This window comes from Pseudomonas sp. P39-UII1 (assembly GCF_039672635.1).
Taxonomy (GTDB): Bacteria; Pseudomonadota; Gammaproteobacteria; order Pseudomonadales; family Pseudomonadaceae; genus Aquipseudomonas.
Genome location: NZ_JBDFPP010000001.1, coordinates 416,909 through 440,204 on the forward strand (window position 1 = coordinate 416,909; position 23,296 = coordinate 440,204).

The 23,296-nt window shown below is 62.5% G+C and carries 30 protein-coding genes; 13 read left to right on the plus strand and 17 right to left on the minus strand.

Annotated elements, in window-relative coordinates; genetic code table 11:
• The 9 genes from hisD to ABEH27_RS02015 form a co-directional block, all read right to left on the minus strand.
• Complete coding sequence (gene hisD / locus ABEH27_RS01975) at positions 1-1,326, minus strand: histidinol dehydrogenase (RefSeq protein WP_346611947.1); 1,326 nt, start codon at positions 1,324-1,326, stop codon at positions 1-3.
• A 130-nt stretch (positions 1,327-1,456) separates the two neighbouring features.
• Complete coding sequence (gene hisG / locus ABEH27_RS01980; RefSeq protein WP_346611948.1) at positions 1,457-2,092, minus strand: ATP phosphoribosyltransferase; 636 nt, start codon at positions 2,090-2,092, stop codon at positions 1,457-1,459.
• A gap of 117 nt (positions 2,093-2,209) precedes the next feature.
• Positions 2,210-3,475 carry a UDP-N-acetylglucosamine 1-carboxyvinyltransferase gene (gene murA, locus ABEH27_RS01985; protein WP_346611949.1) on the minus strand — a complete coding sequence of 422 codons (1,266 nt, stop codon included), beginning with the start codon at positions 3,473-3,475 and terminating at the stop codon, positions 2,210-2,212.
• A 23-nt stretch (positions 3,476-3,498) separates the two neighbouring features.
• Positions 3,499-3,738 carry a BolA family protein gene (locus ABEH27_RS01990; protein WP_019471361.1) on the minus strand — a complete coding sequence of 80 codons (240 nt, stop codon included), beginning with the start codon at positions 3,736-3,738 and terminating at the stop codon, positions 3,499-3,501.
• Positions 3,739-3,856: 118 nt separating this feature from the next.
• Positions 3,857-4,159 (minus strand): STAS domain-containing protein, encoded by a 303-nt coding sequence (locus tag ABEH27_RS01995; protein ID WP_346611950.1) that lies wholly within the window; start codon positions 4,157-4,159, stop codon positions 3,857-3,859.
• Positions 4,156-4,803 (minus strand): ABC transporter substrate-binding protein, encoded by a 648-nt coding sequence (locus ABEH27_RS02000; RefSeq protein ID WP_346611951.1) that lies wholly within the window; start codon positions 4,801-4,803, stop codon positions 4,156-4,158. Before ABEH27_RS02000 ends, ABEH27_RS01995 begins: the two co-directional genes overlap by 4 nt.
• Before the next feature lie 9 nt (positions 4,804-4,812).
• Complete coding sequence (mlaD, locus tag ABEH27_RS02005; protein WP_346611952.1) at positions 4,813-5,298, minus strand: outer membrane lipid asymmetry maintenance protein MlaD; 486 nt, start codon at positions 5,296-5,298, stop codon at positions 4,813-4,815.
• Positions 5,298-6,095: a lipid asymmetry maintenance ABC transporter permease subunit MlaE gene (mlaE, locus tag ABEH27_RS02010; RefSeq protein WP_346611953.1), complete on the minus strand. Its 798-nt coding sequence runs from the start codon at positions 6,093-6,095 to the stop codon at positions 5,298-5,300. Before mlaE ends, mlaD begins: the two co-directional genes overlap by 1 nt.
• Entirely contained in the window at positions 6,095-6,904 is an 810-nt protein-coding gene (locus ABEH27_RS02015) for an ATP-binding cassette domain-containing protein (RefSeq protein ID WP_043213285.1), read from the minus strand. Before ABEH27_RS02015 ends, mlaE begins: the two co-directional genes overlap by 1 nt.
• Positions 6,905-7,151: 247 nt before the next feature.
• Here ABEH27_RS02015 and ABEH27_RS02020 point away from each other — a divergent pair, with 247 nt between their 5' ends.
• The 12 genes from ABEH27_RS02020 (at position 7,152) to ABEH27_RS02075 (ending at position 14,941) form a co-directional block, all read left to right on the plus strand.
• Entirely contained in the window at positions 7,152-8,126 is a 975-nt protein-coding gene (locus tag ABEH27_RS02020) for a KpsF/GutQ family sugar-phosphate isomerase (RefSeq protein WP_346611954.1), read from the plus strand.
• Positions 8,127-8,141: 15 nt separating this feature from the next.
• The gene (locus ABEH27_RS02025) at positions 8,142-8,666 is read left to right on the plus strand and encodes an HAD family hydrolase (RefSeq protein ID WP_346611955.1); all 525 of its coding nucleotides are present in this window, start codon (positions 8,142-8,144) and stop codon (positions 8,664-8,666) included.
• An 8-nt stretch (positions 8,667-8,674) separates the two neighbouring features.
• A complete protein-coding gene (gene lptC / locus ABEH27_RS02030; RefSeq protein ID WP_346611956.1) occupies positions 8,675-9,247 on the plus strand; it encodes an LPS export ABC transporter periplasmic protein LptC in 573 nt (190 codons plus the stop codon).
• Positions 9,234-9,758, plus strand: a complete 525-nt coding sequence (gene lptA, locus ABEH27_RS02035; RefSeq protein WP_346611957.1) for a lipopolysaccharide transport periplasmic protein LptA — start codon at positions 9,234-9,236, stop codon at positions 9,756-9,758. Before lptC ends, lptA begins: the two co-directional genes overlap by 14 nt.
• The gene (gene lptB, locus ABEH27_RS02040; RefSeq protein ID WP_346611958.1) at positions 9,759-10,484 is read left to right on the plus strand and encodes an LPS export ABC transporter ATP-binding protein; all 726 of its coding nucleotides are present in this window, start codon (positions 9,759-9,761) and stop codon (positions 10,482-10,484) included. It begins immediately after the preceding gene.
• Positions 10,485-10,658: 174 nt separating this feature from the next.
• Positions 10,659-12,152 carry an RNA polymerase factor sigma-54 gene (locus ABEH27_RS02045; RefSeq protein ID WP_346611959.1) on the plus strand — a complete coding sequence of 498 codons (1,494 nt, stop codon included), beginning with the start codon at positions 10,659-10,661 and terminating at the stop codon, positions 12,150-12,152.
• 79 nt (positions 12,153-12,231) lie between these two features.
• Entirely contained in the window at positions 12,232-12,540 is a 309-nt protein-coding gene (gene raiA, locus ABEH27_RS02050; protein ID WP_016485037.1) for a ribosome-associated translation inhibitor RaiA, read from the plus strand.
• A gap of 12 nt (positions 12,541-12,552) precedes the next feature.
• Positions 12,553-13,017, plus strand: coding sequence for a PTS IIA-like nitrogen regulatory protein PtsN (gene ptsN, locus ABEH27_RS02055; RefSeq protein WP_346611960.1), 465 nt, complete (start codon positions 12,553-12,555; stop codon positions 13,015-13,017).
• A 2-nt stretch (positions 13,018-13,019) separates the two neighbouring features.
• Positions 13,020-13,874 carry an RNase adapter RapZ gene (gene rapZ / locus ABEH27_RS02060; protein ID WP_346611961.1) on the plus strand — a complete coding sequence of 285 codons (855 nt, stop codon included), beginning with the start codon at positions 13,020-13,022 and terminating at the stop codon, positions 13,872-13,874.
• Between the two features lie 20 nt (positions 13,875-13,894).
• The gene (locus ABEH27_RS02065; protein WP_046784446.1) at positions 13,895-14,167 is read left to right on the plus strand and encodes an HPr family phosphocarrier protein; all 273 of its coding nucleotides are present in this window, start codon (positions 13,895-13,897) and stop codon (positions 14,165-14,167) included.
• Between the two features lie 89 nt (positions 14,168-14,256).
• Positions 14,257-14,628: a type II toxin-antitoxin system RelE/ParE family toxin gene (locus ABEH27_RS02070; protein ID WP_346611962.1), complete on the plus strand. Its 372-nt coding sequence runs from the start codon at positions 14,257-14,259 to the stop codon at positions 14,626-14,628.
• Positions 14,621-14,941 carry a helix-turn-helix transcriptional regulator gene (locus tag ABEH27_RS02075; protein ID WP_346611963.1) on the plus strand — a complete coding sequence of 107 codons (321 nt, stop codon included), beginning with the start codon at positions 14,621-14,623 and terminating at the stop codon, positions 14,939-14,941. Before ABEH27_RS02070 ends, ABEH27_RS02075 begins: the two co-directional genes overlap by 8 nt.
• 42 nt (positions 14,942-14,983) lie before the next feature.
• Here the strand turns inward: ABEH27_RS02075 and ABEH27_RS02080 are convergent, their stop codons facing one another.
• The 6 genes from ABEH27_RS02080 to pmbA all read right to left on the minus strand — a co-directional run bounded on the left by ABEH27_RS02080 (position 14,984) and on the right by pmbA (position 20,236).
• Complete coding sequence (locus ABEH27_RS02080) at positions 14,984-15,877, minus strand: ZIP family metal transporter (protein ID WP_346611964.1); 894 nt, start codon at positions 15,875-15,877, stop codon at positions 14,984-14,986.
• An 11-nt stretch (positions 15,878-15,888) separates the two neighbouring features.
• Positions 15,889-16,500, minus strand: a complete 612-nt coding sequence (locus tag ABEH27_RS02085) for a superoxide dismutase (protein ID WP_346611965.1) — start codon at positions 16,498-16,500, stop codon at positions 15,889-15,891.
• A 1-nt stretch (position 16,501) separates the two neighbouring features.
• Entirely contained in the window at positions 16,502-16,963 is a 462-nt protein-coding gene (locus tag ABEH27_RS02090; protein WP_346611966.1) for a hypothetical protein, read from the minus strand.
• 27 nt (positions 16,964-16,990) lie between these two features.
• Positions 16,991-18,367 carry a class II fumarate hydratase gene (locus ABEH27_RS02095; protein WP_346611967.1) on the minus strand — a complete coding sequence of 459 codons (1,377 nt, stop codon included), beginning with the start codon at positions 18,365-18,367 and terminating at the stop codon, positions 16,991-16,993.
• Positions 18,360-18,761: a FagA protein gene (locus ABEH27_RS02100; RefSeq protein WP_346611968.1), complete on the minus strand. Its 402-nt coding sequence runs from the start codon at positions 18,759-18,761 to the stop codon at positions 18,360-18,362. The genes ABEH27_RS02095 and ABEH27_RS02100 overlap by 8 nt, the downstream gene beginning before the upstream one ends.
• 128 nt (positions 18,762-18,889) lie before the next feature.
• Positions 18,890-20,236, minus strand: a complete 1,347-nt coding sequence (pmbA, locus tag ABEH27_RS02105; RefSeq protein ID WP_346611969.1) for a metalloprotease PmbA — start codon at positions 20,234-20,236, stop codon at positions 18,890-18,892.
• Between the two features lie 108 nt (positions 20,237-20,344).
• Here pmbA and yjgA point away from each other — a divergent pair, with 108 nt between their 5' ends.
• The gene (gene yjgA / locus ABEH27_RS02110; protein ID WP_346611970.1) at positions 20,345-20,866 is read left to right on the plus strand and encodes a ribosome biogenesis factor YjgA; all 522 of its coding nucleotides are present in this window, start codon (positions 20,345-20,347) and stop codon (positions 20,864-20,866) included.
• A gap of 125 nt (positions 20,867-20,991) precedes the next feature.
• Here the strand turns inward: yjgA and tldD are convergent, their stop codons facing one another.
• The gene (gene tldD, locus ABEH27_RS02115; protein WP_346611971.1) at positions 20,992-22,431 is read right to left on the minus strand and encodes a metalloprotease TldD; all 1,440 of its coding nucleotides are present in this window, start codon (positions 22,429-22,431) and stop codon (positions 20,992-20,994) included.
• Positions 22,432-22,433: 2 nt separating this feature from the next.
• Positions 22,434-23,285: a carbon-nitrogen hydrolase family protein gene (locus ABEH27_RS02120; protein WP_346611972.1), complete on the minus strand. Its 852-nt coding sequence runs from the start codon at positions 23,283-23,285 to the stop codon at positions 22,434-22,436.
• Positions 23,286-23,296 lie beyond the last annotated feature (11 nt).

The window sequence follows — 23,296 nt, forward strand, 5'->3', positions numbered from 1 at the left end:
TCAGTTCCCCTTGTCTTGGGTCAGGATACGGTATTCGGCACTGCGGGCGTGGGCGGTCAGCGATTCACCACGGGCCAGAACCGAGGCGGTGTGGCCCAGTTCGGAGGCACCCTGCTCGGAGCAGAAGATGATCGACGAACGCTTCTGGAAGTCATACACCCCCAGTGGCGACGAGAAACGCGCCGTTCCGGAGGTGGGCAGCACGTGGTTGGGGCCGGCGCAGTAGTCGCCGAGCGCTTCGCTGGTGTGGCGGCCCATGAAGATCGCGCCGGCGTGGCGGATCTGCGGCAGCCAGGCCTGCGGGTCGGCGACCGACAGCTCAAGGTGCTCAGGCGCAATCCGGTTGGCCACCTCGATGGCTTGCTGCATGTCGCGCACCTGGATCAGCGCGCCACGGCCGTTGATGGATTTCTCGATGATCTCGGCGCGTTCCATGGTCGGCATCAGCTTGTCGATGCTAGCGGCGACGCGGTCGAGGAACTGGGCGTCCGGGCTTACCAGGATGGCCTGGGCATCTTCGTCATGCTCGGCCTGGGAGAACAGGTCCATGGCAATCCAGTCCGGATCGGTCTGGCCATCGCATACCACGAGGATTTCCGAAGGGCCGGCGATCATGTCGATACCGACCTGGCCAAACACGTGGCGCTTGGCGGTAGCCACGTAGATGTTGCCCGGGCCGACGATCTTGTCTACCTGCGGCACGCTTTCGGTGCCATAGGCCAGGGCGGCGACGGCCTGGGCACCGCCCACGGTGAACACCCGGTCGACACCGGCGATGCAGGCTGCGGCCAGCACCAGTTCGTTGACCTCACCCCGTGGGGTCGGTACCACCATGACCACCTCGGTCACGCCAGCGACCTTGGCTGGGATGGCGTTCATCAGTACCGACGAGGGGTACGACGCCTTGCCGCCCGGCACATACAGGCCGGCGCGGTCCAGCGGGGTGACCTTCTGGCCCAGCACGGTGCCATCGGCCTCGGTGTACTGCCAGGAGTCCTGTTTCTGCCGCTCGTGGTAGATGCGCACACGTTCGGCGGCTTTTTCCAGGGCGGCACGCTGGGTGTCGGTAATGCGGGTCAGGGCCAGTTCCAGGCGCTCACGGCCAAGGATGAGGTCGTCGATGGACGTGGCGTCGACGCCATCGAAACGCTGGGTGAATTCCACCAGCGCCGCATCGCCGCGTTCGCGCACGGCCTTGATGATGTCGAGCACGCGCTGGTTGACCGCATCATCGGACACACTTTCCCAGCTCAGCAGATGATCAAGATGTCGGGCGAAATCCGGATCAGCGGCGTTGAGACGGGCAATTGCAGTGGACACGGTCATGGCGAGGGCCTCGATTATTAGCGAATGCTCAGGCGCCCTAGGCTACCAGTCCATCCGCACGGGCACCCGAGAAAGTGGCTATGACGCGGATAGACGGGCGCGACAGCGAAGGCCGCGCGCAGAAAGAGTCTTAGCCGCGGTGTCGCGATTCAACAGCCTGACGCAGGGTGTCGATCAGGTTCTGGATGCGGGCGTGCTGCATCTTCATGGACGCCTTGTTGACCACCAGGCGCGAGCTGATCGTGGCGATCAGGTCCTGAGGCTCCAGGCCGTTGGCGCGCAGGGTGTTGCCGGTGTCGACCACGTCGATGATCTTGTCGGCGAGGTTGATCAGCGGCGCCAGCTCCATCGAGCCGTACAGCTTGATGATGTCGACCTGACGGCCCTGTTCGGCATAGTAACGTTTGGCTACGTTGACGAACTTGGTGGCGACGCGCAGACGGCCCTTGGGCTCGGGGGCGCCGGTGACACCTGCGGTCATCAGCTTGCATTGAGCGATCTGCAGGTCCAGGGGCTCGTACAGGCCCTGGCCGCCGTACTCCATCAACACGTCCTTGCCAGCCACACCGAGGTCGGCGGCACCATGCTCGACATAGGTCGGCACGTCAGTGGCGCGCACGATCAGCAGGCGCACGTCTTCCTGGGTGGTCGGGATGATCAGCTTGCGGCTCTTGTCCGGGTTCTCGGTCGGCACGATACCGGCCTCGGCCAGCAATGGCAGGGTATCGTCGAGGATGCGGCCTTTGGAAAGCGCGATGGTCAACATTGGAAACGTCGGTCCTTAAGCAGCTACTGCCGGCCGGGCGTTGGCCCGACCGCATTCAATTCGTGTGCGGGAGCAGGCTTGTCGAAGCCCGCCCCCACACGTGCGCCTGCGGCGCGACTAGCCCGGTACGCGACGGATTTTCGCGCCCAGCATCTGCAGTTTCTCTTCGATGCACTCGTAACCACGGTCGATGTGGTAGATGCGATCGATCAGGGTATCGCCTTCGGCGACCAGCGCCGACAGCACCAGGCTGGCGGAGGCACGCAGGTCGGTGGCCATGACCGGGGCACCCTTGAGCGCTGGCACGCCAGTGACGATGGCGGTGTTGCCCTCGACCTGGATCTGCGCGCCCATGCGGTGCATTTCGTACACGTGCATGAAGCGGTTTTCGAAGATCGTCTCGATCACAGCGCCGGTGCCTTCGGCAATGGCGTTCAGCGAAATGAACTGCGCCTGCATGTCGGTCGGGAACGCCGGGTACGGGGCGGTACGCAGGTTGACGGCTTTCGGCCGCTTGCCATGCATGTCCAGCTCGATCCAGTCTTCACCGGTAGTCAGGTCGGCACCGGCTTCCTTGAGCTTCTCCAGCACAGCCTCAAGGATGGTCGGGTCGGTGTCCTTGACCTTGACGCGGCCGCCGGTCACGGCAGCGGCGACCAGGTAGGTGCCGGTCTCGATACGGTCGGGCATGACGCGGTAGCTGGCCGAGTGCAGACGCTCGACGCCATCGATGGTGATGGTGTCGGTGCCGGCGCCCTGAACCTTGCCGCCCATGGCATTGATGAAGTTGGCCAGGTCGACCACTTCCGGCTCACGCGCGGCGTTTTGCAGCACGCTGCGGCCTTTGGCCAGGGCAGCGGCCATCATGATGTTCTCGGTACCGGTCACGCTGACGGTGTCGAAGAAGAAGTGTGCGCCGCGCAGGCCGCCTTCCGGGGCCTTGGCCTTGATGTAGCCACCTTCGACTTCGATCTTCGCGCCCATGGCTTCCAGGCCGCGGATGTGCAGGTCGACTGGGCGCGAACCAATGGCGCAACCGCCCGGCAGGGCCACTTCGGCCTCACCGAAACGGGCGACCATCGGGCCAAGCACCAGGATCGAAGCGCGCATGGTCTTGACCAGCTCGTACGGCGCGACCAGGGTCTTGATGGTGCGTGGGTCGATTTCCACCGCGAGCTTTTCGTCGATCACAGGCTCGATGCCCATGCGGCCGAACAGCTCGATCATGGTGGTGATGTCGTGCAGGTGCGGCAGGTTGCCTACGGTAACCGGGCCGTCAGCCAGCAGGGTCGCCGCCAGAATTGGCAGGGCTGCGTTTTTAGCACCCGAAATGCGGATCTCGCCGTCAAGGCGAGCGCCGCCAGTAATAATCAGTTTGTCCATTGGAGTCTCGCCGCCAAGTTGGCTCAGGTGCGCTCAGCCCAGGCTGCGCTGCTGAAAAATTTCATGGTTACCGCATGGATGCTGCCATTGGCGATCCAGGGATTAAGGTGAGCATAGATCGCCTGCTGACGTTTGACCGGGCTCAGGCCAGCCAACTCGTCGCTGATCACGTTCAACTGGAAGTTGCAGCCTTCGCCTTCAACTTCTACCCGGGATCCCGGCAATTTTTCTTCAAGGAAGCTCTTAACTTCTAGGGCCTGCATGCTCAACCTCAATCGGCGCCCGATGCGCACGGGTCGGCCATCATACAAAAAAGCCCCTCGCCTGCGAAGCCCAACGAGGGCGTACGCTGACCGAGGGGCCTCCATCAATGGCGAGCCATCAGCTCGCCAGCACTTCATCCAGGTCATAGACCCCGGCGATTTCCCGCATGTCCTCGGGCATGTCGCGTACCTCGCAAGCCTTGCCGGCGGCCTGACCATCACGAATGAACGCCAGCAACAGCGACAGGCCGACACTCGACGACTTTTCGACAGCCGAGCAATCGAGCACCAGGCGAGGCTCGCCAGAGGCGTCGATCAGCGCCTTGCCCTGCTTGCGCAAGGCCGGGCCGCTGCGGTAGTCCAGCACGCCGGCCAGGCGCATCACGCCCGGCTCGGCCATGCTTACGCCAGCCTCACTCATTTCACTTCCTTGTCCGGCGAGCTGTCGGCGGTCTGCTTGGCCTTGGCCACTTCACCCGCCCAACCGTCGATGGTCTTGTCCAGGTTGTTGCCGTTACGCTGCATGGCATCGGCGAACTGGTCACGGAACAGCTTGCCGATGTTGATGCCATTGACGATGACGTTACGCACCTTCCACTCGCCACCGAGGTTTTCCAGGGTGTACTGCACCGGGTACACGGCGCCGTTGTTGCCGGTCACCTTCATGCCGACGCTGGCGCGCTTGCCGTCATCGGCCTTGGCCGGGTCGACCACGATGCCCTGGTTGTTGTACTCGAGCAGGGCGTTGCCATAGAACTGCATCAGGCTGCGCTTGAAGTTTTCCTGGAAGCGCTGCATCTGCTCAGGCGTGGCCTTGCGCGAGTACTTGACGGTCATGATGCTCTTGGAGATGCCGTCGGCGTCCACCACCGGCCCAAGGATGCGGTTGAGGGCATCGTAGAACGCCTGTGGGTTGGACTTGTACTGTTCCTTGTTGGCCTTCAGGTCACCCAGCAGTTCGTTGGTCGTGCTCTGCACCACGTCATGGGGCGATTGCGCAGCCATCGTCAACAGGGGAAAGGCCGCCAGCAGGACCAGCAAGCCACGTCGCAGGATCGAAATCATGGAAACTCCTTAATTAGCCGGTTGCGCTTCTTTCGGTTCCTTGCCAACGGTGTTGAGCAGGAACTTGCCAATCAGATCTTCCAGCACCAGCGCCGACTGGGTGTCATGGATGGTCGCGCCATCCTTGAGCACCTGGTCTTCACCGCCCACGCTGATGCCGATGTACTTCTCGCCAAGCAAGCCGGCGGTCAGGATCGAGGCAGTGGAATCGGTCGGCAGGTTGTCGACCTTGCTGTCCAGCTGCAGCGTCACCCGACCGGTGTAGGAATCACGGTCCAGATCGATGGCGGTGACCTTGCCGATGGTCACACCGGCCATGGTCACTTTAGCTCTGACCGTCAAACCGGCGATATTGTCGAAGTACGCATAAACTTTATAGGTATCGCTGCTCGGGCTGGCAGACAGCCCGCTGACACGCAGGGCCAGCAGCAGCAACGCCAGGATCCCGGCCAGGAGGAACAGGCCGACACCGATTTCCAGGGTGCGGTTTTGCATCAGAAATCTCCAAACATCAAGGCGGTCAGAATAAAGTCCAGACCTAGAACTGCCAACGAGGCATAGACCACGGTCTTGGTGGTGGCACGGCTGATCCCCTCTGAGGTGGGCTCGCAGTCATACCCCTGGAATACGGCGATCCAGGTGGTGACGAAGGCGAACACCAGGCTCTTGACCAGCCCGTTGAGCACGTCGTCGGTAAAGGAAACGCTGTTCTGCATGTTGGCCCAGAACGAGCCTTCGTAGACGCCCAGCCAGTCCACCGCGACCCACGAGCCACCCCAGATGCCGACCACGCTGAAAATCAGTGCCAGCAGCGGCAACGAAATGAAACCGGCCCACAGGCGCGGCGCGACGATGTACTTGAGCGGGTCGACCCCGATCATCTCAAGGCTCGACAGCTGCTCGGTGGACTTCATGTTGCCGATTTCGGCAGTCAGGGCCGAACCTGCGCGGCCGGCGAACAGCAGCGCGGTGACCACCGGGCCGAGCTCGCGCAGCAGGGTCAGGGCAACCATCTGCCCGACCGCCTGTTCGGAGCCGTACTTGGCCAGGATGCTGTAGCCCTGCAGCGCCAGCACCATGCCGATGAACACCCCGGATACGGTGACGATCGCCAGCGACAGCACACCCACCGAATACAGCTGCTTGGTCAGCAGCTGGAAGCCACCGCCAATACCGCCGCGACCGACCAGCGCATGGAACAGGAACAGGCACGAGCGCCCGAGCACCGCCAGCACATCGATCGCCGAGCGACCGAACAGCCGGACACGTTCGAGTAAGGATTTTCTGCGCATCAACGCGCCCCCAGCAGATCGGCGCGGTAGTCTGGCGCAGGAAAGTGGAATGGCACCGGGCCGTCCGGGTCGCCCTTCATGAACTGGCGAATGCGCGGATTGTCCGAGCCCATCAGTTCGTCAGGCGTACCCTGCCCCAGCACCTGGCCGTCACCCACCACGTAGATGTAGTCGGCGATGCTGGCGGTTTCAGCCAGGTCGTGGGAGACGACGATACTGGTGATGCCCAACGCATCGTTGAGCAGGCGGATCAAGCGCACCAGAACGCCCATGGCGATCGGGTCCTGGCCGACGAACGGCTCGTCATACATGAGGATCTGCGGGTCCAGCGCAATCGCCCGGGCCAGCGCCACGCGGCGTTTCATGCCGCCGGACAGCTCGTCGGGCATCAGGTCGATGGCACCACGCAGGCCCACGGCCTGCAGTTTCATCAGCACGATGTCGCGGATCATTTCATCCGACAGCTGGGTGTGCACGCGCAGCGGGAACGCCACGTTCTCGAACACATCGAGGTCGGTGAACAGTGCGCCGCTCTGGAACAGCACGCCCATCTGCTTGCGCGCGTCGAACAGGTCGCTGCGCGACAGGCTCGGCAGGTTCTGCCCGGCCACCCACACCTCGCCGCTCGACGGACGCAGCTGCGCGCCCATCAGGCGCAACAGCGTGGTCTTGCCGCAACCCGACGGCCCCATGATGCCAGTGACCTTGCCTCGCGGGATACGTATGTCGACGTTGCTGAAAATGCTGCGCGAACCGCGCTTGAAGGTGACGCCCTTCAACTCGACCGCGTAGGCGCTATCCACACTCATCTAGACTCCTTGCTAGTGCAGCCTCGTCCTAGTTGACGCCGGCCCTCATCTTGAAGGCACACACGCCCCTGGCGGGCCGAATAGCGGCGAACTATAGCACCGCTGGCAGTGCCGCCCCAAGGGCATGGCAGCAGTCGTTCAGGCCAACGACAGGCTTTGATGACATTTCCCAGGGCAATCGAAAAGATGAGGCTTTCTTCCATTGCGGCTATAATCGCCGCCTTTTCATCAGGCATCGTTATTCGACATGAGCCAATCGAGTGAGCTGATCCAGTCCGCCCAGCGCACCCTGCGCCTGGAGATCGAGGCCGTTCAAGGCTTGACGGCCAGTATCGACGCCAACTTCGTCAAGGCCTGCGAGCTGATTCTGGCAAGCAAGGGCCGGGTCGTGGTGGTCGGCATGGGCAAGTCGGGCCACATCGGCAACAAGATTGCCGCCACGCTGGCCAGCACCGGCACGCCTGCGTTTTTCGTGCACCCGGCCGAGGCCAGCCACGGCGACATGGGCATGATCACCCGTGACGACGTGATTCTTGCCCTGTCCAACTCGGGCAGCACGGCCGAGATCATCACCTTGCTGCCGCTGATCAAACGCCTCGGCATTCAGTTGATCAGCCTGACCGGCAACCCGGATTCGCCGCTGGCCCAGGCTGCCGAAGTCAATCTTGACGCCCGCGTCGCCCAGGAAGCCTGCCCGCTGAACCTGGCACCCACCTCATCGACCACCGCGGCCCTGGTACTGGGCGACGCCCTGGCCATTGCGCTGCTGGAAGCCCGCGGCTTCACTGCCGAAGACTTCGCTTTCTCGCACCCTGGCGGCGCCCTCGGCCGTCGCCTGCTGCTGAAGGTGGAGAACGTCATGCACGCCGGCGACGAACTGCCGCAGGTAGTGCGCGGAACACTGCTCAAGGACGCGCTGCTGGAAATGTCCCGCAAAGGTTTGGGCATGACCGTGGTCCTTGAAGCAGACGGCAAGCTGGCCGGTATTTTCACTGACGGCGACCTGCGCCGCAGCCTGGATCGCAACATCGACATGCACACCACCCTCATCGATCAGGTGATGACCGTGCACGGCAAGACAGCCCGCGCCGAGATGCTCGCCGCCGAGGCGCTGAAAATCATGGAAGACCACAAGATCAATGCACTGGTGGTCGTGGACCACGACGATCGCCCCACCGGGGCGCTTAACATGCACGACCTGCTGCGCGCCGGGGTGATGTAAATGAGGACGACGCACATGAGCCAGGAATTGATGCAACGCGGCAAAGCCATCAAGCTCGCCGTATTCGATGTCGACGGCGTACTGACCGACGGTCGCCTGTACTTCCTTGAGGACGGCAGCGAGTTCAAGACCTTCAACACACTCGACGGCCAAGGCATCAAGATGCTCATGGCCTCGGGCGTGACCACCGCAATCATCAGCGGGCGCAAGACCCCCGTCGTTGAGCGCCGCGCCAAAAACCTTGGCATCCCGCACCTGTTTCAGGGCCGCGAGGACAAATTGGTGGTGCTCGACGGCCTGCTGGCCGAACTGGGCCTAAGCTATGAGCAGGTCGCTTATCTCGGTGACGACTTGCCCGACCTGCCGGTGATTCGCCGGGTGGGCCTGGGCATGGCGGTGGCCAGCGCCGCGCCTTTCGTCCGCCAGCACGCCCATGGCGTGACCCAGGCGCGCGGCGGTGAAGGTGCCGCGCGTGAATTCTGTGAACTGATCATGCAGGCCCAGGGCACCCTGGACGCTGCCAACGCCAACTATCTGTAAGGCTGCCCATGCTCAGCAAGAAAGTCCGCAATATCGTGCTGCTCGGGGCCATCGCCGCCCTGCTGGTGGCGGTCGGCTACTGGAATGTCAGCCCCGAGAGCTTCCTCGACCAGCCCGTGGCCCAGGTCGACGAAAGCGCCATCGACTACTACGCGATCAACGCCCACAGTGTGCAGTTCCTGCCCGATGGCAAGCTGCAATACGAAATGACTGCCGACAAGGTCGAACACCTCAAGGCCACCGAGGTCACACTGGTGACCACGCCCGACCTGCACATGTACCGCGGCACCGAATACCCCTGGCACGTGCAGAGCGTGCGCGCCGAGGTCAACCCGGATGGCACCGAGGTCGAACTGATCGACAACGTTCGCGTGGCGCGCACCGACGAAAAACAGCGTGAAACCATCATTACCAGCTCGCGCATGACCGTATTCCCACAGAAGCAATATGCGCAGACCGAGCAAGCCGTTAGAATCGACGGCGCCGGTGGTACAACCACGGGCAAGGGAATGAAAGCGTATTTGAAAGAAGGCAGGATGGACCTGCTCTCTAACGTAAGAGGACAGTATGAGGCTCGTTAAAACCCTCCCCCTTTTGCTCAGCCTGAGCGCAGCACTGGGAAGCGCGAGCGCCTTCGCCCTGCCGACCGACCGTGACCAGCCTATCCGCATCCAGGCCGACAACGCGCACCTGGACGACAAGCAAGGCGTGGCCACCTATACCGGTGACGTGATCATCACCCAAGGTTCGATGATGATCAAAGGCAACACCGTGACCATGACCCGCGCCGCCAACGGCGACATCGACGTGGTGACCTCGGTGGGCAACCTGGCCTACTTCGAGCAACAGCAGAGCGCCGCCAAGCCCGACAAGATGAAAGGCTGGGCCGTGACCATCCAGTACCAGGCACAGAAAGACACGGTGATCCTTACCGACCGTGCCAAGGTCGAGAACGAAGGCAACACCACCGAAGGCGAGAAGATCGTCTACAACACCAAGTCCCAGGTGGCGACCGCCGGTCGTGGCGGCAATGTCACTGCACCGCGTCAGCGCATCGACATGGTGATCCAGCCGAAGAAGAAGGCCGAGTAAATGGCAACCCTCAAAGCCCAGCACCTGGCCAAGAGCTACAAAGGGCGGCAAGTCGTGCGCGACGTCAGCCTTTCGATCGACAGCGGCCAGATCGTCGGCCTGCTCGGCCCCAACGGCGCCGGCAAGACCACCTGCTTCTACATGATCGTCGGCCTGGTCCAGGCCGACCAGGGCCGCGTTCTCATCGACAACCTGGATGTCAGCCACCAGCCCATGCACGGTCGCGCACGCGCCGGCATCGGCTATCTGCCGCAGGAAGCCTCGATCTTCCGCAAGCTGTCGGTGGCCGACAACATCATGGCCATCCTCGAGACCCGCAAGGAGCTCGACCGTGACGGCCGCCGCAAAGAGCTGGAAAGCCTGTTGCAGGAATTTCACATCAGCCACATCCGCGACAACCTCGGGATGAGCCTGTCCGGTGGCGAACGCCGCCGTGTCGAGATTGCCCGCGCCCTGGCGACCGCACCAAAGTTCATCCTGCTGGACGAACCTTTCGCCGGTGTCGACCCGATTTCGGTAGGCGACATCAAGCAGATCATCCACCACCTCAAGGCCAAAGGTATCGGGGTACTGATCACTGACCACAACGTCCGTGAAACCCTGGATATCTGCGAAACCGCCTACATCGTCAACGATGGCCAACTGATCGCAGAAGGCGACGCAGAGACCATCCTGGCCAACGAGCTGGTCAAGGAGGTTTACCTGGGGCACGAGTTCCGACTCTGATCTCCAGGCCGTGCCCGGAGCACTGCTTTGCGGCTTGACAGGGTTTAAGTTGTTACAGTGCTCTAGGCAAACGCTACAATTTAAGGCATAAAACTTGCTTGAATTTGGTGCTTCGGCGCCCTCGTGTAGTGGATGGCGCATGCGCGCCGGCGAACAAGGTATTAAGCCCCTGCCATGAAACCATCGCTCGTCCTAAAAATGGGCCAGCAACTGACGATGACACCGCAGTTGCAACAGGCCATCCGCCTACTTCAGCTCTCTACCCTGGACCTTCAGCAGGAAATCCAGGAAGCGCTGGAGTCCAATCCGATGCTCGAACGTCAGGAAGACGGCGACGACTTCGACAACAGCGACCCGATGGCGGACAACGCCGAGAACAAACCGGCCGCCGAAGTCCAGGACAACAGCTTCCAGGAAAGCACCGCGAGTGCCGAAAACCTGGAAGACGGTGAGTGGAACGAGCGAATCCCCAATGAGCTTCCGGTCGACACGGCCTGGGAAGACATCTACCAGACCAGCGCCAGCAGCCTGCCCAGCAACGATGACGACGAATGGGACTTCACCACCCGCACGTCGGCCGGCGAGAGCCTGCAAAGCCACCTGCTATGGCAGCTGAACCTGGCACCGATGTCCGATACCGACCGCCTGATCGCGGTTACCCTGATCGACAGCATCAACGGCCAGGGCTACCTGGAAGACACCCTCGAGGAAATCTGCGTCGGCTTCGATCCAGAGCTGGATATCGAACTCGACGAAGTGGAAGCGGTGCTGCATCGCATCCAGCAGTTCGAACCTGCCGGCATCGCGGCGCGCAACCTCGGCGAATGCCTGCTGCTGCAACTGCGCCAGCTGCCGGCCAGCACACCCTGGATGGCCGAGGCCAAGCGCCTGGTCACCGACTTCATCGACTTACTGGGTGGCCGCGACTACAGCCAGCTGATGCGGCGCATGAAGCTCAAGGAAGATGAACTGCGCCAGGTCATCGAGCTGGTGCAGAGCCTCAACCCGCGGCCTGGCTCGCAGATCGAGTCCAGCGAACCGGAATACGTGGTGCCCGATGTCATCGTGCGCAAGGACAGCGACCGCTGGCTGGTCGAACTGAACCAGGAGGCGATCCCGCGCCTGCGCGTCAACCCGCAGTACGCAGGCTTCGTGCGCCGCGCCGACACCAGCGCCGACAACACGTTCATGCGCAACCAGTTGCAGGAGGCGCGCTGGTTCATCAAGAGCCTGCAGAGCCGCAACGAGACGCTGATGAAGGTGGCCACGCAGATCGTCGAGCATCAACGCGGCTTTCTTGATCACGGTGACGAGGCGATGAAGCCCCTGGTGCTGCACGACATCGCCGAGGCGGTGGGCATGCACGAGTCGACCATTTCGCGGGTGACCACGCAGAAGTTCATGCACACGCCCCGCGGGATCTACGAACTGAAATACTTTTTCTCGAGCCACGTCAGCACCTCCGAAGGCGGAGAATGCTCGTCTACGGCGATCCGCGCGATCATCAAGAAACTGGTTGCGGCGGAAAATCAGAAAAAGCCATTGAGTGACAGCAAGATCGCTGGTTTACTGGAGGCACAAGGCATCCAGGTAGCCCGTCGCACCGTCGCCAAGTACCGCGAGTCCCTCGGCATAGCACCGTCGAGCGAGCGCAAGCGATTGATGTAGCGCCTGAGATGTGCCACAGCGTTTGTGGGGCAGGTGCAAGACCTGCCTCTTTATGCACGGGCAACAAAGGAGAAGCTGTATGCAAGTCAATATCAGTGGACAGCATGTAGAAGTCACCCAGCCGCTGCGCGATTACGTGCTTGAAAAGCTCGCCCGGGTGGAGAGTCACTTCGACAAGATCACCAACGTGCAGGTCATCATGAAGGTCGAGAAGCTGCAGCAGAAGGTCGAGGCGACCTTGCAGATTCCTGGCGGTGAAGTGGTTGCCAACGCCGAAGACCAAGACATGTATGCAGCGATCGACGCCCTGGCCGACAAGCTCGACCGCCAACTGAAAAAACACAAGGAAAAACAGCAAAGCCTGCTGCAAGGTGCAGCTGCCCGCTGATCCCCCTCATCCATGATCCGACTTGAAACCATCCTGACCCCCGGCCGTTCCCTCGTGAACGTGCCGGGCGGCAGCAAGAAGCGCGCCCTTGAAATGGTCGCCACCCTGATTGCCAAGCAAGTACCCGAGCTGGCGATGCAAGACGTCTTCGACAAGCTCATCGCTCGTGAAAAGCTCGGCTCCACCGGTTTCGGCAATGGCATCGCCATTCCCCATTGCCGGATCCAGGGATGCACTGCCCCTGTCAGCGCCCTGTTGCACCTGGACGCCCCGATCGACTACGACGCCATCGATGGTGCTCCGGTCGACCTGCTGTTCGTCCTGCTGGTGCCAGAGGCGGCCACTGACGCCCATCTCGAATTGCTGCGCCAGATTGCCAGCATGTTGGATCGCAAGGAGGTTCGCGATCGCCTGCGTGGCGCCGCCAGCAGCGAGGCCCTGTACCAGGTTGTCCTGGACGTACAGAACGAGCACTGAACATGCGCCTGATCATCGTCAGCGGCCGGTCCGGCTCCGGCAAGAGCACCGCCCTCGATGTACTGGAAGACAACGGCTTTTATTGCATCGATAACCTGCCCGCCGGCTTGCTGCCGCAGTTGGCGGAAAACGCACTGATCAATACCGAGCTGCTGCAGCCCAAAGTGGCGGTGTCAATCGACGCGCGCAACCTGCCAAGCCACTTGTCGCGCTTCCCCGAACTGCTCGCGGAAGCCCGTGGCCGTCATATCCAGTGCGATGTGCTATTCCTGGATGCCGACGAAGACACGCTGCTCAAGCGTTTCTCCGAAACCCGTCGCCGCCACCCGCTGACCAACGCCGACCGCTCGCTTGCTGAAGCGATACGCGTTGAAAGCGAACTACTGGGGCCGATCTCCGACCTTGCTGACCTGAAGATCGACACCACCAGCCTGAACCTCTATCAACTGCGCGACTCGATCAAGCTACGCCTGCTCAACCAGCCCGAGCCCGGCACCGCATTTCTGGTCGAGTCGTTCGGCTTCAAGCGTGGCATGCCGGTCGATGCCGACCTGGTGTTCGATGTACGCTGCCTGCCCAACCCGTATTGGAAGCCCGAGTTGCGCGAGCATTCCGGGCTGGAGCAGCCGGTCATCGACTACCTGGCCGCACAGCCGGATGTCGAGGAAATGTTCACGGACATTTCCACCTACCTGCTCAAGTGGCTGCCCCGCTTCGCCGCCAGCAATCGCGCCTACGTCACCATCGCCATTGGCTGCACGGGTGGCCACCACCGGTCGGTGTACATCACCGAACGCCTCGGTCAGTTGCTGCAACAGTCTCTGAAAAACGTCCAGGTCCGCCACCGCGACCTCTAGCCCACAGGATCCGCCCCACGATGCCCGCCCGCGAAATTACCATCATCAACAAGTTGGGCCTGCATGCCCGGGCGGCAGCCAAGTTCGTCGGCGTCGCCGGGCGCTTCCCCTGCCAGGTACGGGTCGGCCGCGCGCCCGACAAGCTGGTAGACGGCAAGAGCATCATGGCGGTGATGATGCTGGCGGCGGGCAAAGGTACTCAGGTGCACCTGCATACCGAGGGTGAGCAGGACAACGATGCGCTGGAGGCGCTGGTGGCGCTGATCAACAACTACTTCGACGAAGGCGAGTAAGCCCTCAAGTAACATCCCCTGCCAATTGTCAGGATGCAATCCGGGTTGATTGTCTTTATACCTAGATAGGTATAAATTGAGGCGATGTCATGGATGCTCCAAGACGAATCAAAGCGCTGTACTGGGTAGGGAGCAGCAAAAAAGATCTTCAGACACTCCCTGATGATGTTCAGGACATTTTCGGCTTTGCACTGCATCAGGCGCAGGAAGGTGGCAGGCATCAGCAAGCAAAGAGTCTCAAGGGATTCACCGGTGCGGGTGTACTGGAAGTGGTGGAAGACTTCAACCGCAGTACCTATCGCGCGGTGTACACCGTCAGCTTTGGCAGCGCGGTCTATGTTCTGCATTGCTTCCAGAAAAAGTCTACCACTGGGATCAAGACCTCCAGCTACGACATGGACATGATCAAGTCGCGGCTCAAGCTGGCTCAGGCGCATTCAAGAGGTGAAAAAGATGATTGAGATTGAAGAAGGTAGCGGCAACGTATACGCCGACCTGAACACTGCAGATGCAGGTGAAATGCTGGTGAAAGCACACTTGGCCAGCAAGATCTGCAGCATTCTCAAGGCGCGCCACCTGACCCAGATGCAGGCTGCGGCAGTACTTGGCCTCCCCCAACCCAAAGTGTCCGATATGATGCGAGGCAAGTTCCGCGGCATCAGTGAAACCAAGATGATCGATTGCCTTGCTCGCCTTGGCCGCGACGTTCAGATCGTGGTCAAAGCTGCACCTCGCTCCCGCCGAGAAGGACGAGTGGAAGTCATCTTCGCTTGAGCAAGGCCATAATGGCAAAGCGGCTCCTGCCACCTAAGCACTTCAAGACATCGCGGTGTCCATCACCATCATCAGGCAGAAGCCGACACACAGCCCCAGGCTCGCCAAGCGGTGATGCCCATTGCTGCGCGATTCGGGAATGATCTCCTGGGTTACCACCAGCAACATCGCACCTGCCGCACAGGCCAGGCCCAGCGGTAGCAGCAACTCAGCGACGTTCACCAACCATGCGCAGATTACCGCTGCCAGCGGCTCCACCAGCCCAGAGGCGGCACCGATCAGGAACGCCTTGAACCGCGGCATCCCCGCCCCTGCCAGTACCAGCGCAATGACCAAGCCCTCGGGCACGTCCTGCAAGGCTATGCCCATCGCCAGGCTGTCGGCATCGGCCATGCCGCCACCGGCCGACACGCCGATTGCCATGCCTTCGGGAATGTTGTGGGCGATGATGGCAATCACGAATAACCAGATCCGCGCAGCGATCACCGGCTGGTGTTCGCTGCCAGCCAACGCCTCGGGCGAAGCGCCCGACACTTTCAGATCGACAACGAACAGGCACAGCGCGCCGAACAGCAGGCCAAAACTGATCAGGCCGCCCGCCCCCCATGGGCTGAAGCCCAGGGACTGAGCGGCATTCAGCCCCGGTATGATCAGCGAGAACGCCGTCGCCGCCAGCATCACCCCGGCACCGAAACCCAGGAGGGTGTCGGCCAGGGCGACTGGCATGTTACGGATCACCAGCACCGGTACTGCGCCCAGCGCCGTACCCAGCGCGCACAATGCGCCCCCCTCAAGGGCGCGCAACATGCGCGGTTCCAGGTCCAGCCAGGCGATGCCCCGGGCCACCAGCAGGGCCGTACCGACCAAAAGCAGCAAAGTGCCTACCGCCAGCCGAAACAGGCGCACACTGCTGACAGACATCACCTCAGAACGCATACCGGGTCGACTCACTTGCTGGCTTCGAGATAACGGCGTTCCACTTGCGCCCAATCGATGACGTTATAGAACGCACCGATGTATTCCGGGCGACGATTCTGGTACTTCAGGTAGTAGGCATGTTCCCAGACGTCCAGGCCGAGAATCGGCGTATTGCCGTGCATCAGCGGGCTGTCCTGATTGCCGCTGCTTTCCACCAGCAGTTTTTTCTCAGGGGTGACGCTGAGCCATGCCCAGCCGCTACCGAAGCGGGTCAGCGCCGCTTTGGTGAAAGCTTCCTTGAACGCCTCGAAACCGCCCAGCTCGGCCTCGATGGCCTTGGCCACCTGGCCCTGTGGCTGGCCGCCGCCCTGTGGCGACATGACTTTCCAGAACAGCGAATGATTGGCATGACCACCACCATGGTTGGTCACCGCGCCACGCAGGTTTTCCGGCAACTGCTTGACCGCGCCGACCAGCTTTTCAACCGGCCATTCGGCCCACTCGGTACCTTCGACAGCCGCATTCAGGCCGTTGACGTAGGTCTGGTGGTGCTTGGTGTGGTGGATTTCCATGGTCTGGGTATCGATGTGCGGCTCGAGCGCATCGTAGGCATAGGGCAACGCAGGCAAGGTATGGGGCATATCAATGGATTCCGTAAGTTGGGGTACTGGACGACAGGTCCGTCTGCGCAGCCAGTTCGCTGGCTGCGGGCGCCTGGCGATTGAGCAGGCGCTCGGTGCGTGGATACTGGCCGTACTCGGCGATGAAACTCAGCAACTCGGTATAGGTGCGCCCGCTGTGGCGCAGCGCGGCATCCCGCAGCGCCTGGGGCAAGCGTGCCTCCTGGCTGGCCTGAAGCAGGCGCTGATGAGCGGCGCACAGGTAATCGGCGCTTTCCTGCGGCTGGTTCAGCCGCAGGTGCAGATCGGCCAGGTTGTGGTGGGCGATGACGAACGCCGCCACCGCTTCGTCGATGTCATGCCAGCGCTCGAACAGCACCTGGGCCAGGGCCAGGGCTTGCAGGTAGTACTCCCTCGCATCGACCAGCTCGCCTTGCTCAAACAAGCGGTTGGCGATTTCCGTGGTGCGTTTCCAGTGCTGCATGACTTGCCTCCTGCGCGCTGGCGCGGATCAGATGCCGCCAGCGGTGAGTTTTTCCGGGTCCAGCAGCGCCTCTAGCTGGTCGCGCGACAGGTCGGTGTGCTCCAGCGCCACGTCGATGATCGGCCGGCCCTGCTTGTAGGCGGTATTGGCGATTTCGGCGGCCTTGAGGTAGCCGATGATCGGGTTCAGCGCGGTGACCAGGATCGGGTTGCGGGCCAGTGCTTCCTTGAGCTTGCCTTCGTTGACCTTGAAGGTGGCAATGGCCTTGTCGGCCAGCAGGCGGCTGGCGTTGGCCATCAGCTCGATACTCTCAAGCAGGTTGCGGGCGATGACCGGCAGCATCACATTGAGCTCGAAGTTGCCCGACTGCCCCGCTACAGCGATGGTCGCGTCGTTCCCGATCACTTGCGCGGCGACCATGGCAGTGGCTTCCGGGATTACCGGGTTGACCTTGCCTGGCATGATCGATGAGCCCGGCTGCAGGCCTTGCAGTTCGATTTCCCCCAGGCCTGCGAGCGGGCCGGAGTTCATCCAGCGCAGGTCGTTGGCAATCTTCATCAACGCCACGGCAGTGGTCTTGAGCTGGCCAGACAGCGCAACAGCGGTGTCCTGCGAGCCGATCAGGGCGAACAGGTTCTGCCCTGGGGTGAATTCGACCCGGGTCAAGGCGCTCAGCTGACGGGCGAAACCGGCGGCGAACTGTGGGTGGGCGTTGATCCCGGTACCTACGGCAGTGCCGCCCTGGGCCAGGGCCTGCAGGCTCGGCAAGGTCGCTTCGATATGTGCCTTGGCGGCGTTGACCTGCGCAGCCCAACCGTCGAGCACCTGGCTCATGCGCACCGGCATGGCGTCCATCAGGTGGGTGCGGCCGGTCTTGACGTACTGATGCACCTGCACCGACTTGGCCTCGATCACCTGCACCAGGTGACCCAGTGCCGGCAGCAGCTGTTCATGAAGTGCCAGCGCGGCACTGACGTGAATGGTGGTCGGGATGATGTCATTGCTGCTCTGGCCACAGTTGACGTGGTCGTTGGCATTGACCGGCTCACTGTGCAGGCGGCTGGCAAGCGTCGCGATCACCTCGTTGGCATTCATGTTCGAGCTGGTGCCGGAGCCGGTCTGGTACACGTCGACCGGGAAGTGCTGGATGAAATCGCCAGCCAGCAGTTGTTCGACCGCCTTGACGATAGCCTGGCCCTGCCCTGCGCTGATCTGCTCCAGTTCGATGTTGGCCTTGGCCGCTGCGGCCTTGGCCAGCAGCAGGGCACGGATGAACTGGGCCGGCATGCGCTGGCCGCTGATCGGGAAGTTGTCGACCGCGCGCTGGGTCTGGGCGCCGTACAGGGCCTGGGCCGGCACCTGCAGTTCACCCATGCTGTCACGCTCGATACGGGTATCACTCATCATCAAATCCTTGCATCAGTTCATCGGGAGAAATCGATGGCAGCAACCGGCAGTTGGCCAGTTGCAGGGCGTAGGTCTGCCAGCGAAGGTTCTGTTCGCGGCGGTCGAGGTTGCGCAGGTCGAGCAACGGGCGCCAGGCCTGGTCCAGGCACAGGCAGCGCCAATGCCACGGCAACATGCGGTCGCAGGCGGTATCCAGCAGCAGGCGGAAAGAGGTCAGCGCCACCGTCCATGGCGAGGTTTCGGTACAGCACACCAGGTAGCGGCCTTCGGCCAGGTAGTGCTCGATCAGACGCGGCTCGTCAGGTTCGAGCGCGCAGCGGATGCGCCGGCTGAGCCAGCGCCAGTTTTCCAGGTAGGGCAGTTCGTGGAGGACGGTTTTCATGAACATCATCGCCGGAGTTACTGGATAATGATATTCATTATTAAGTGATAAACAGAATCACTTCAAGTGTGGATTGATGAAAGAAAAAACCCGGCGCGATGGCCGGGTTTCTGGAGCATGCTCGTAACGCCGAGTGTTCAGCTACCTGCAACGGTCATCCGCTCGATCAGCACCGAGCCCGTATGAATATTGCTACGGGTTTCAAGATCGCTGCCGATTGCGACAATTTGCTGGAACATATCCTTCATGTTGCCGGCGATGGTGACTTCCTGCACAGCGTGCTGGATCTCGCCATTCTCGACCCAGAAGCCCGCAGCACCGCGGGAATAATCGCCAGTAACCATGTTCAGGCCGTGGCCCATCAGCTCGGTGACCAACAAGCCGCGACCCATGCGCCGAATCAGCGCTGCCTGGTCCTCGACGCCGTGGGTGACGTACAGGTTGTGCACCCCACCCGAGTTGGCCGTGCTCGGCAGCCCCAGCTTGCGACCGGAGTAAGTGCCCAGCAGGTACGAGACCAATTCGCCTTTGTCGACGAACGGTTTGGCATAAGTCGCCAGGCCATCACCGTCGAACGCGGCACTGCCCAAGGCACGCGGGATGTGTGGGCGCTCATCGAGGGTCAGCCAGGTAGGGAACAGGCGCTGGCCCATGGCCCCCTCGAGGAAGGACGATTTGCGGTACAGATTGCCGCCGGAAATAGCCGACAGGAAGCTGCCGAACAGGCCGCCGGCCAGCTCGGCAGAGAACAGCACAGGTACTTCACAGGTTTTCACCGGGCGCGCACCCAGGCGGCTGGCGGCGCGCGCTGCAGCGCGCTGGCCAATGCTGCGCGGGTCGGCCAACAGGTTGCCCTGGCGGTTCACGTCATACCAGTAATCGCGCTGCATCTGCCCCTCGCCTTCGGCGATCATCACGCAGCTCAGGCTGTGCCGGGTCGATGCGTAGCCACCGATAAAACCATGGCTGTTGCCGTACACGCGGCACCCCTGGTGCGTATTGAGGGTAGTGCCATCGGCGTTGAGGATGCGCGGGTCGGCATCGAATGCTGCCGCCTCGCAGGCCAGCGCCATCTCGATGGCTTTCTCAGGCTCGATGTCCCAGTCATGGTAGAGGTCCAGGTCGGGGATATCGCGGGCCATCAGCGCCGCATCAGCCAGGCCCGAGCACTCGTCTTCGGAGGTGTGCTTGGCAATGGCCAAGGCAGCGGCAACGGTTTCGCGAATGGCGTCCGGGCCGCTGGCCGAGGTGCTGGCCGAGCCTTTGCGCTGGCCAACATAGAGGGTTATGCCAAAGCCTTGGTCGCGGTTGAATTCGACCGTCTCGACCTCGCGCTGACGCACCGTGGTGGACAGGCCCTGCTCCAGCGATACCGCCACTTCGCAGGCACTGGCGCCTTGCCGGCGCGCCTCGGCGATGATCGCTTCGACCTGCTCCTGCAACGCTGGCAGGTCTTTCGGGCCTACGCTCTGGACTGCACTCATGGTTTTCTCCACTCAAATTCTGCGTTCGGCGGGGGTCATTCTACGACCGGGCCGGACAAGCGGCCCCCGACTGGTTATCATGGCGGCGATTTCTAGCGGACTGCCACCATGGTTGATTCATACGACGACGCCTTCGACGGCGAAAAAAGCAAAACCCAGATCAAGCGCGAGCTGCATGCGCTGGTCGAACTCGGCGAACGCCTGACCACGGTCAAGGCCGATACCCTGGCACGCCTGCCGTTGACCGACGAGCTGCGCAAGGCCCTGGCCGAAGCCTGCAAGCACACCGCCCATGGCGCACGCAAACGGCACATGTCGTTTGTCGGCAAGCTGATGCGCGACCAGGACCTGGACGCCATCCACGCGGTGCTCGACCAGATCGACAGCTCCAGCCGCCAGTACAACGAGCGCTTCCACAGCCTGGAACGCTGGCGCGACCGCCTGATCGACGGTAACGACGAAGACCTCGAACGCTTCGTCAACGAGTACCCCGACACTGACCGTCAGCAGCTGCGCTCGCTGATCCGTCACGCCCAGCACGAAAAAGCGCGGAACAAACCGCCTGCCGCTGCGCGCAAGGTGTTCAAGTACATCCGCGACCTCGACGAGCTTCAGCGCGGCCTGCGCTGACGCCTGGCAAGTGGGGGCCTGTGGGAGCGGGCTTGCCCCGCGAACACCGGCGAAGCCGGTGCCAGCCACTACCGCGTGAGCTTCTTCGCGGGGCAAGCCCGCTCCCACAAAGCCCCCCAGCGCCATCAAGCCCCCGTGCCGCCCACAGTGATCGCGTCCAGCTTCAGCGTCGGCTGGCCAACGCCCACCGGCACCGACTGCCCATCCTTCCCGCATGTGCCCACGCCACTGTCCAGTGCCAGGTCGTTACCGACCATCGATACCCGGCTCATGGCCTCAGGCCCGTTGCCGATCAGCGTGGCGCCCTTCACCGGTGCAGTGATCTTGCCGTCTTCGATCAGGTAGGCTTCGCTGGTCGAGAACACGAACTTGCCGCTGGTGATATCCACCTGGCCGCCGCCCAGGTTGGCGCAGTAGATGCCTTTTTTCACCGAGGCGATGATTTCCTGCGGGTCGCTTTCGCCGGCACGCATGTAAGTGTTGGTCATGCGGGGCATCGGCAAGTGGGCGTAGGATTCGCGCCGGCCATTGCCGGTCACGGCCATGCCCATCAGGCGTGCATTGAGCTTGTCCTGCATGTAGCCCTTGAGCACACCGTTCTCGATCAGCGTGGTGCATTCGGTTGGGGTACCTTCGTCGTCGACACTCAACGAGCCACGGCGGCCTTCGAGGGTGCCATCGTCGACGATGGTGCACAGGCTCGAAGCGACCTTCTCGCCAATTCGGCCACTGAACGCCGAACTGCCTTTGCGGTTGAAATCGCCTTCCAGGCCATGCCCGACCGCTTCGTGCAGCAGCACGCCCGACCACCCCGAACCTAGCACCACCGGCAAGGTGCCGGCCGGCGCGGGGATCGCCTCAAGGTTCACCAGCGCCTGACGTAGCGCCTCACGGGCATAACCCATGACCCGCTCCTCGGTGAAGAAGCGGTAGTCGGTACGCCCGCCACCGCCCTGCCCGCCGCGCTCCCGGCGGCCATTCTGTTCAACGATGACGCTGACGTTGAAGCGCACCAGCGGCCGTACATCGGCAGCCAGGCTACCGTCGGCGGCGGCAATCAGAATGCGCTCCCAGACCCCGGCCATGCTCACGCTGACCTGCTGGATACGCGGGTCCAGCGCGCGCGTAGCAGCATCGACACGCTTGAGCAGTTCGACCTTTTCGGCGCGGCTGAGCACGTCCAGCGGGTTGTCCGGGGCATACAGGGCCGTGACGTCCTGGCTGCGGAAAGCCTGAACCGTGCCATTCTGGCCCGCGCGGGAAATCGACCGGGCGGCACGGGCAGCGGAGGTCAGCGCCTCGAGGTTGATCGCGTTGCTGTAGGCAAAACCGGTTTTTTCACCCGACTGGGCACGTACCCCGACGCCCTGGTCGAGGTTGAAGCTGCCCTCTTTGACGATGCCGTCCTCCAGCGCCCAGGTCTCCGAGATCTGGCCCTGGAAATACAGGTCGGCGGCATCGATGCCGGGGCCTGCCAGCTCGCCCAGCACAGCCTGCAGGCTGTCCAGGGTCAGTCCGCCTGGGGCCAGGAGCTGATCGCTGACGGTGGATAACATCTGGCTCATAGTCACTCCGAGGTGTGCGCAGGCCGCAAGGCGTCCTGCGAGAAAAAGCGCCGGTGCGAGGCAACCGGCATGCGCGCCCGAATGGACGCTTGTTCATTACTGTCGCGCTCGGTGAGCAATACCGCTTCGCCTTGCGCCTGTTCGGCGACAATCCGCCCCCAGGGGTCGATGATCGCCGCGTGGCCGTGGGTGTCCCGCGGGCCTGGATGGGTGCCGCCCTGGGCTGCAGCCAACACATAGCACTGGGTCTCGATGGCCCGGGCGCGAATCAGCACTTCCCAATGCGCAGCCCCTGTGACCGCAGTAAACGCGGCCGGTGCCGTGATCAGCTCCGCGCCGGCAGCGCGCAAGGCGCTGTACAACTCGGGAAAGCGCAGGTCATAGCATACGGTCAAACCCAGACGCCCGACCGGGGTATCGGCCACCACTACCTGAGCGCCATGGGCGTAGTCGTCGGACTCGCGGTAACGGCCACGGTTATCAGCCACATCCACGTCGAACAGGTGCAGCTTGTCGTAGCGCGCCACCACATCGCCGTGCTCATCGATCAGCAGCGAGCAGGCATGCGCCTTGGCCTCGGGCTGGTGCGCAGGCGGCAGCGGCAAGGTGCCGGCCACTATCCATAACCTGAGGTCGCGGGCCGTGCGTTTCAACCATGGCAGGATCGGGCCTTCACCCAGTGCTTCGGCACGGCCGATCGCGGCAGCGTCCTTTCGGCCCATCGCCGCGAAGTTCTCGGGCAGCACCGCCAACCGCGCACCACCAAGTGCCGCCTGCTCGAGCAGGGCACCCGCACGCTGCAGGTTGGCCAGCACATCGTCCTGGCTGACCATCTGGATGACCGCTACCTTCATGGGCACTCCTG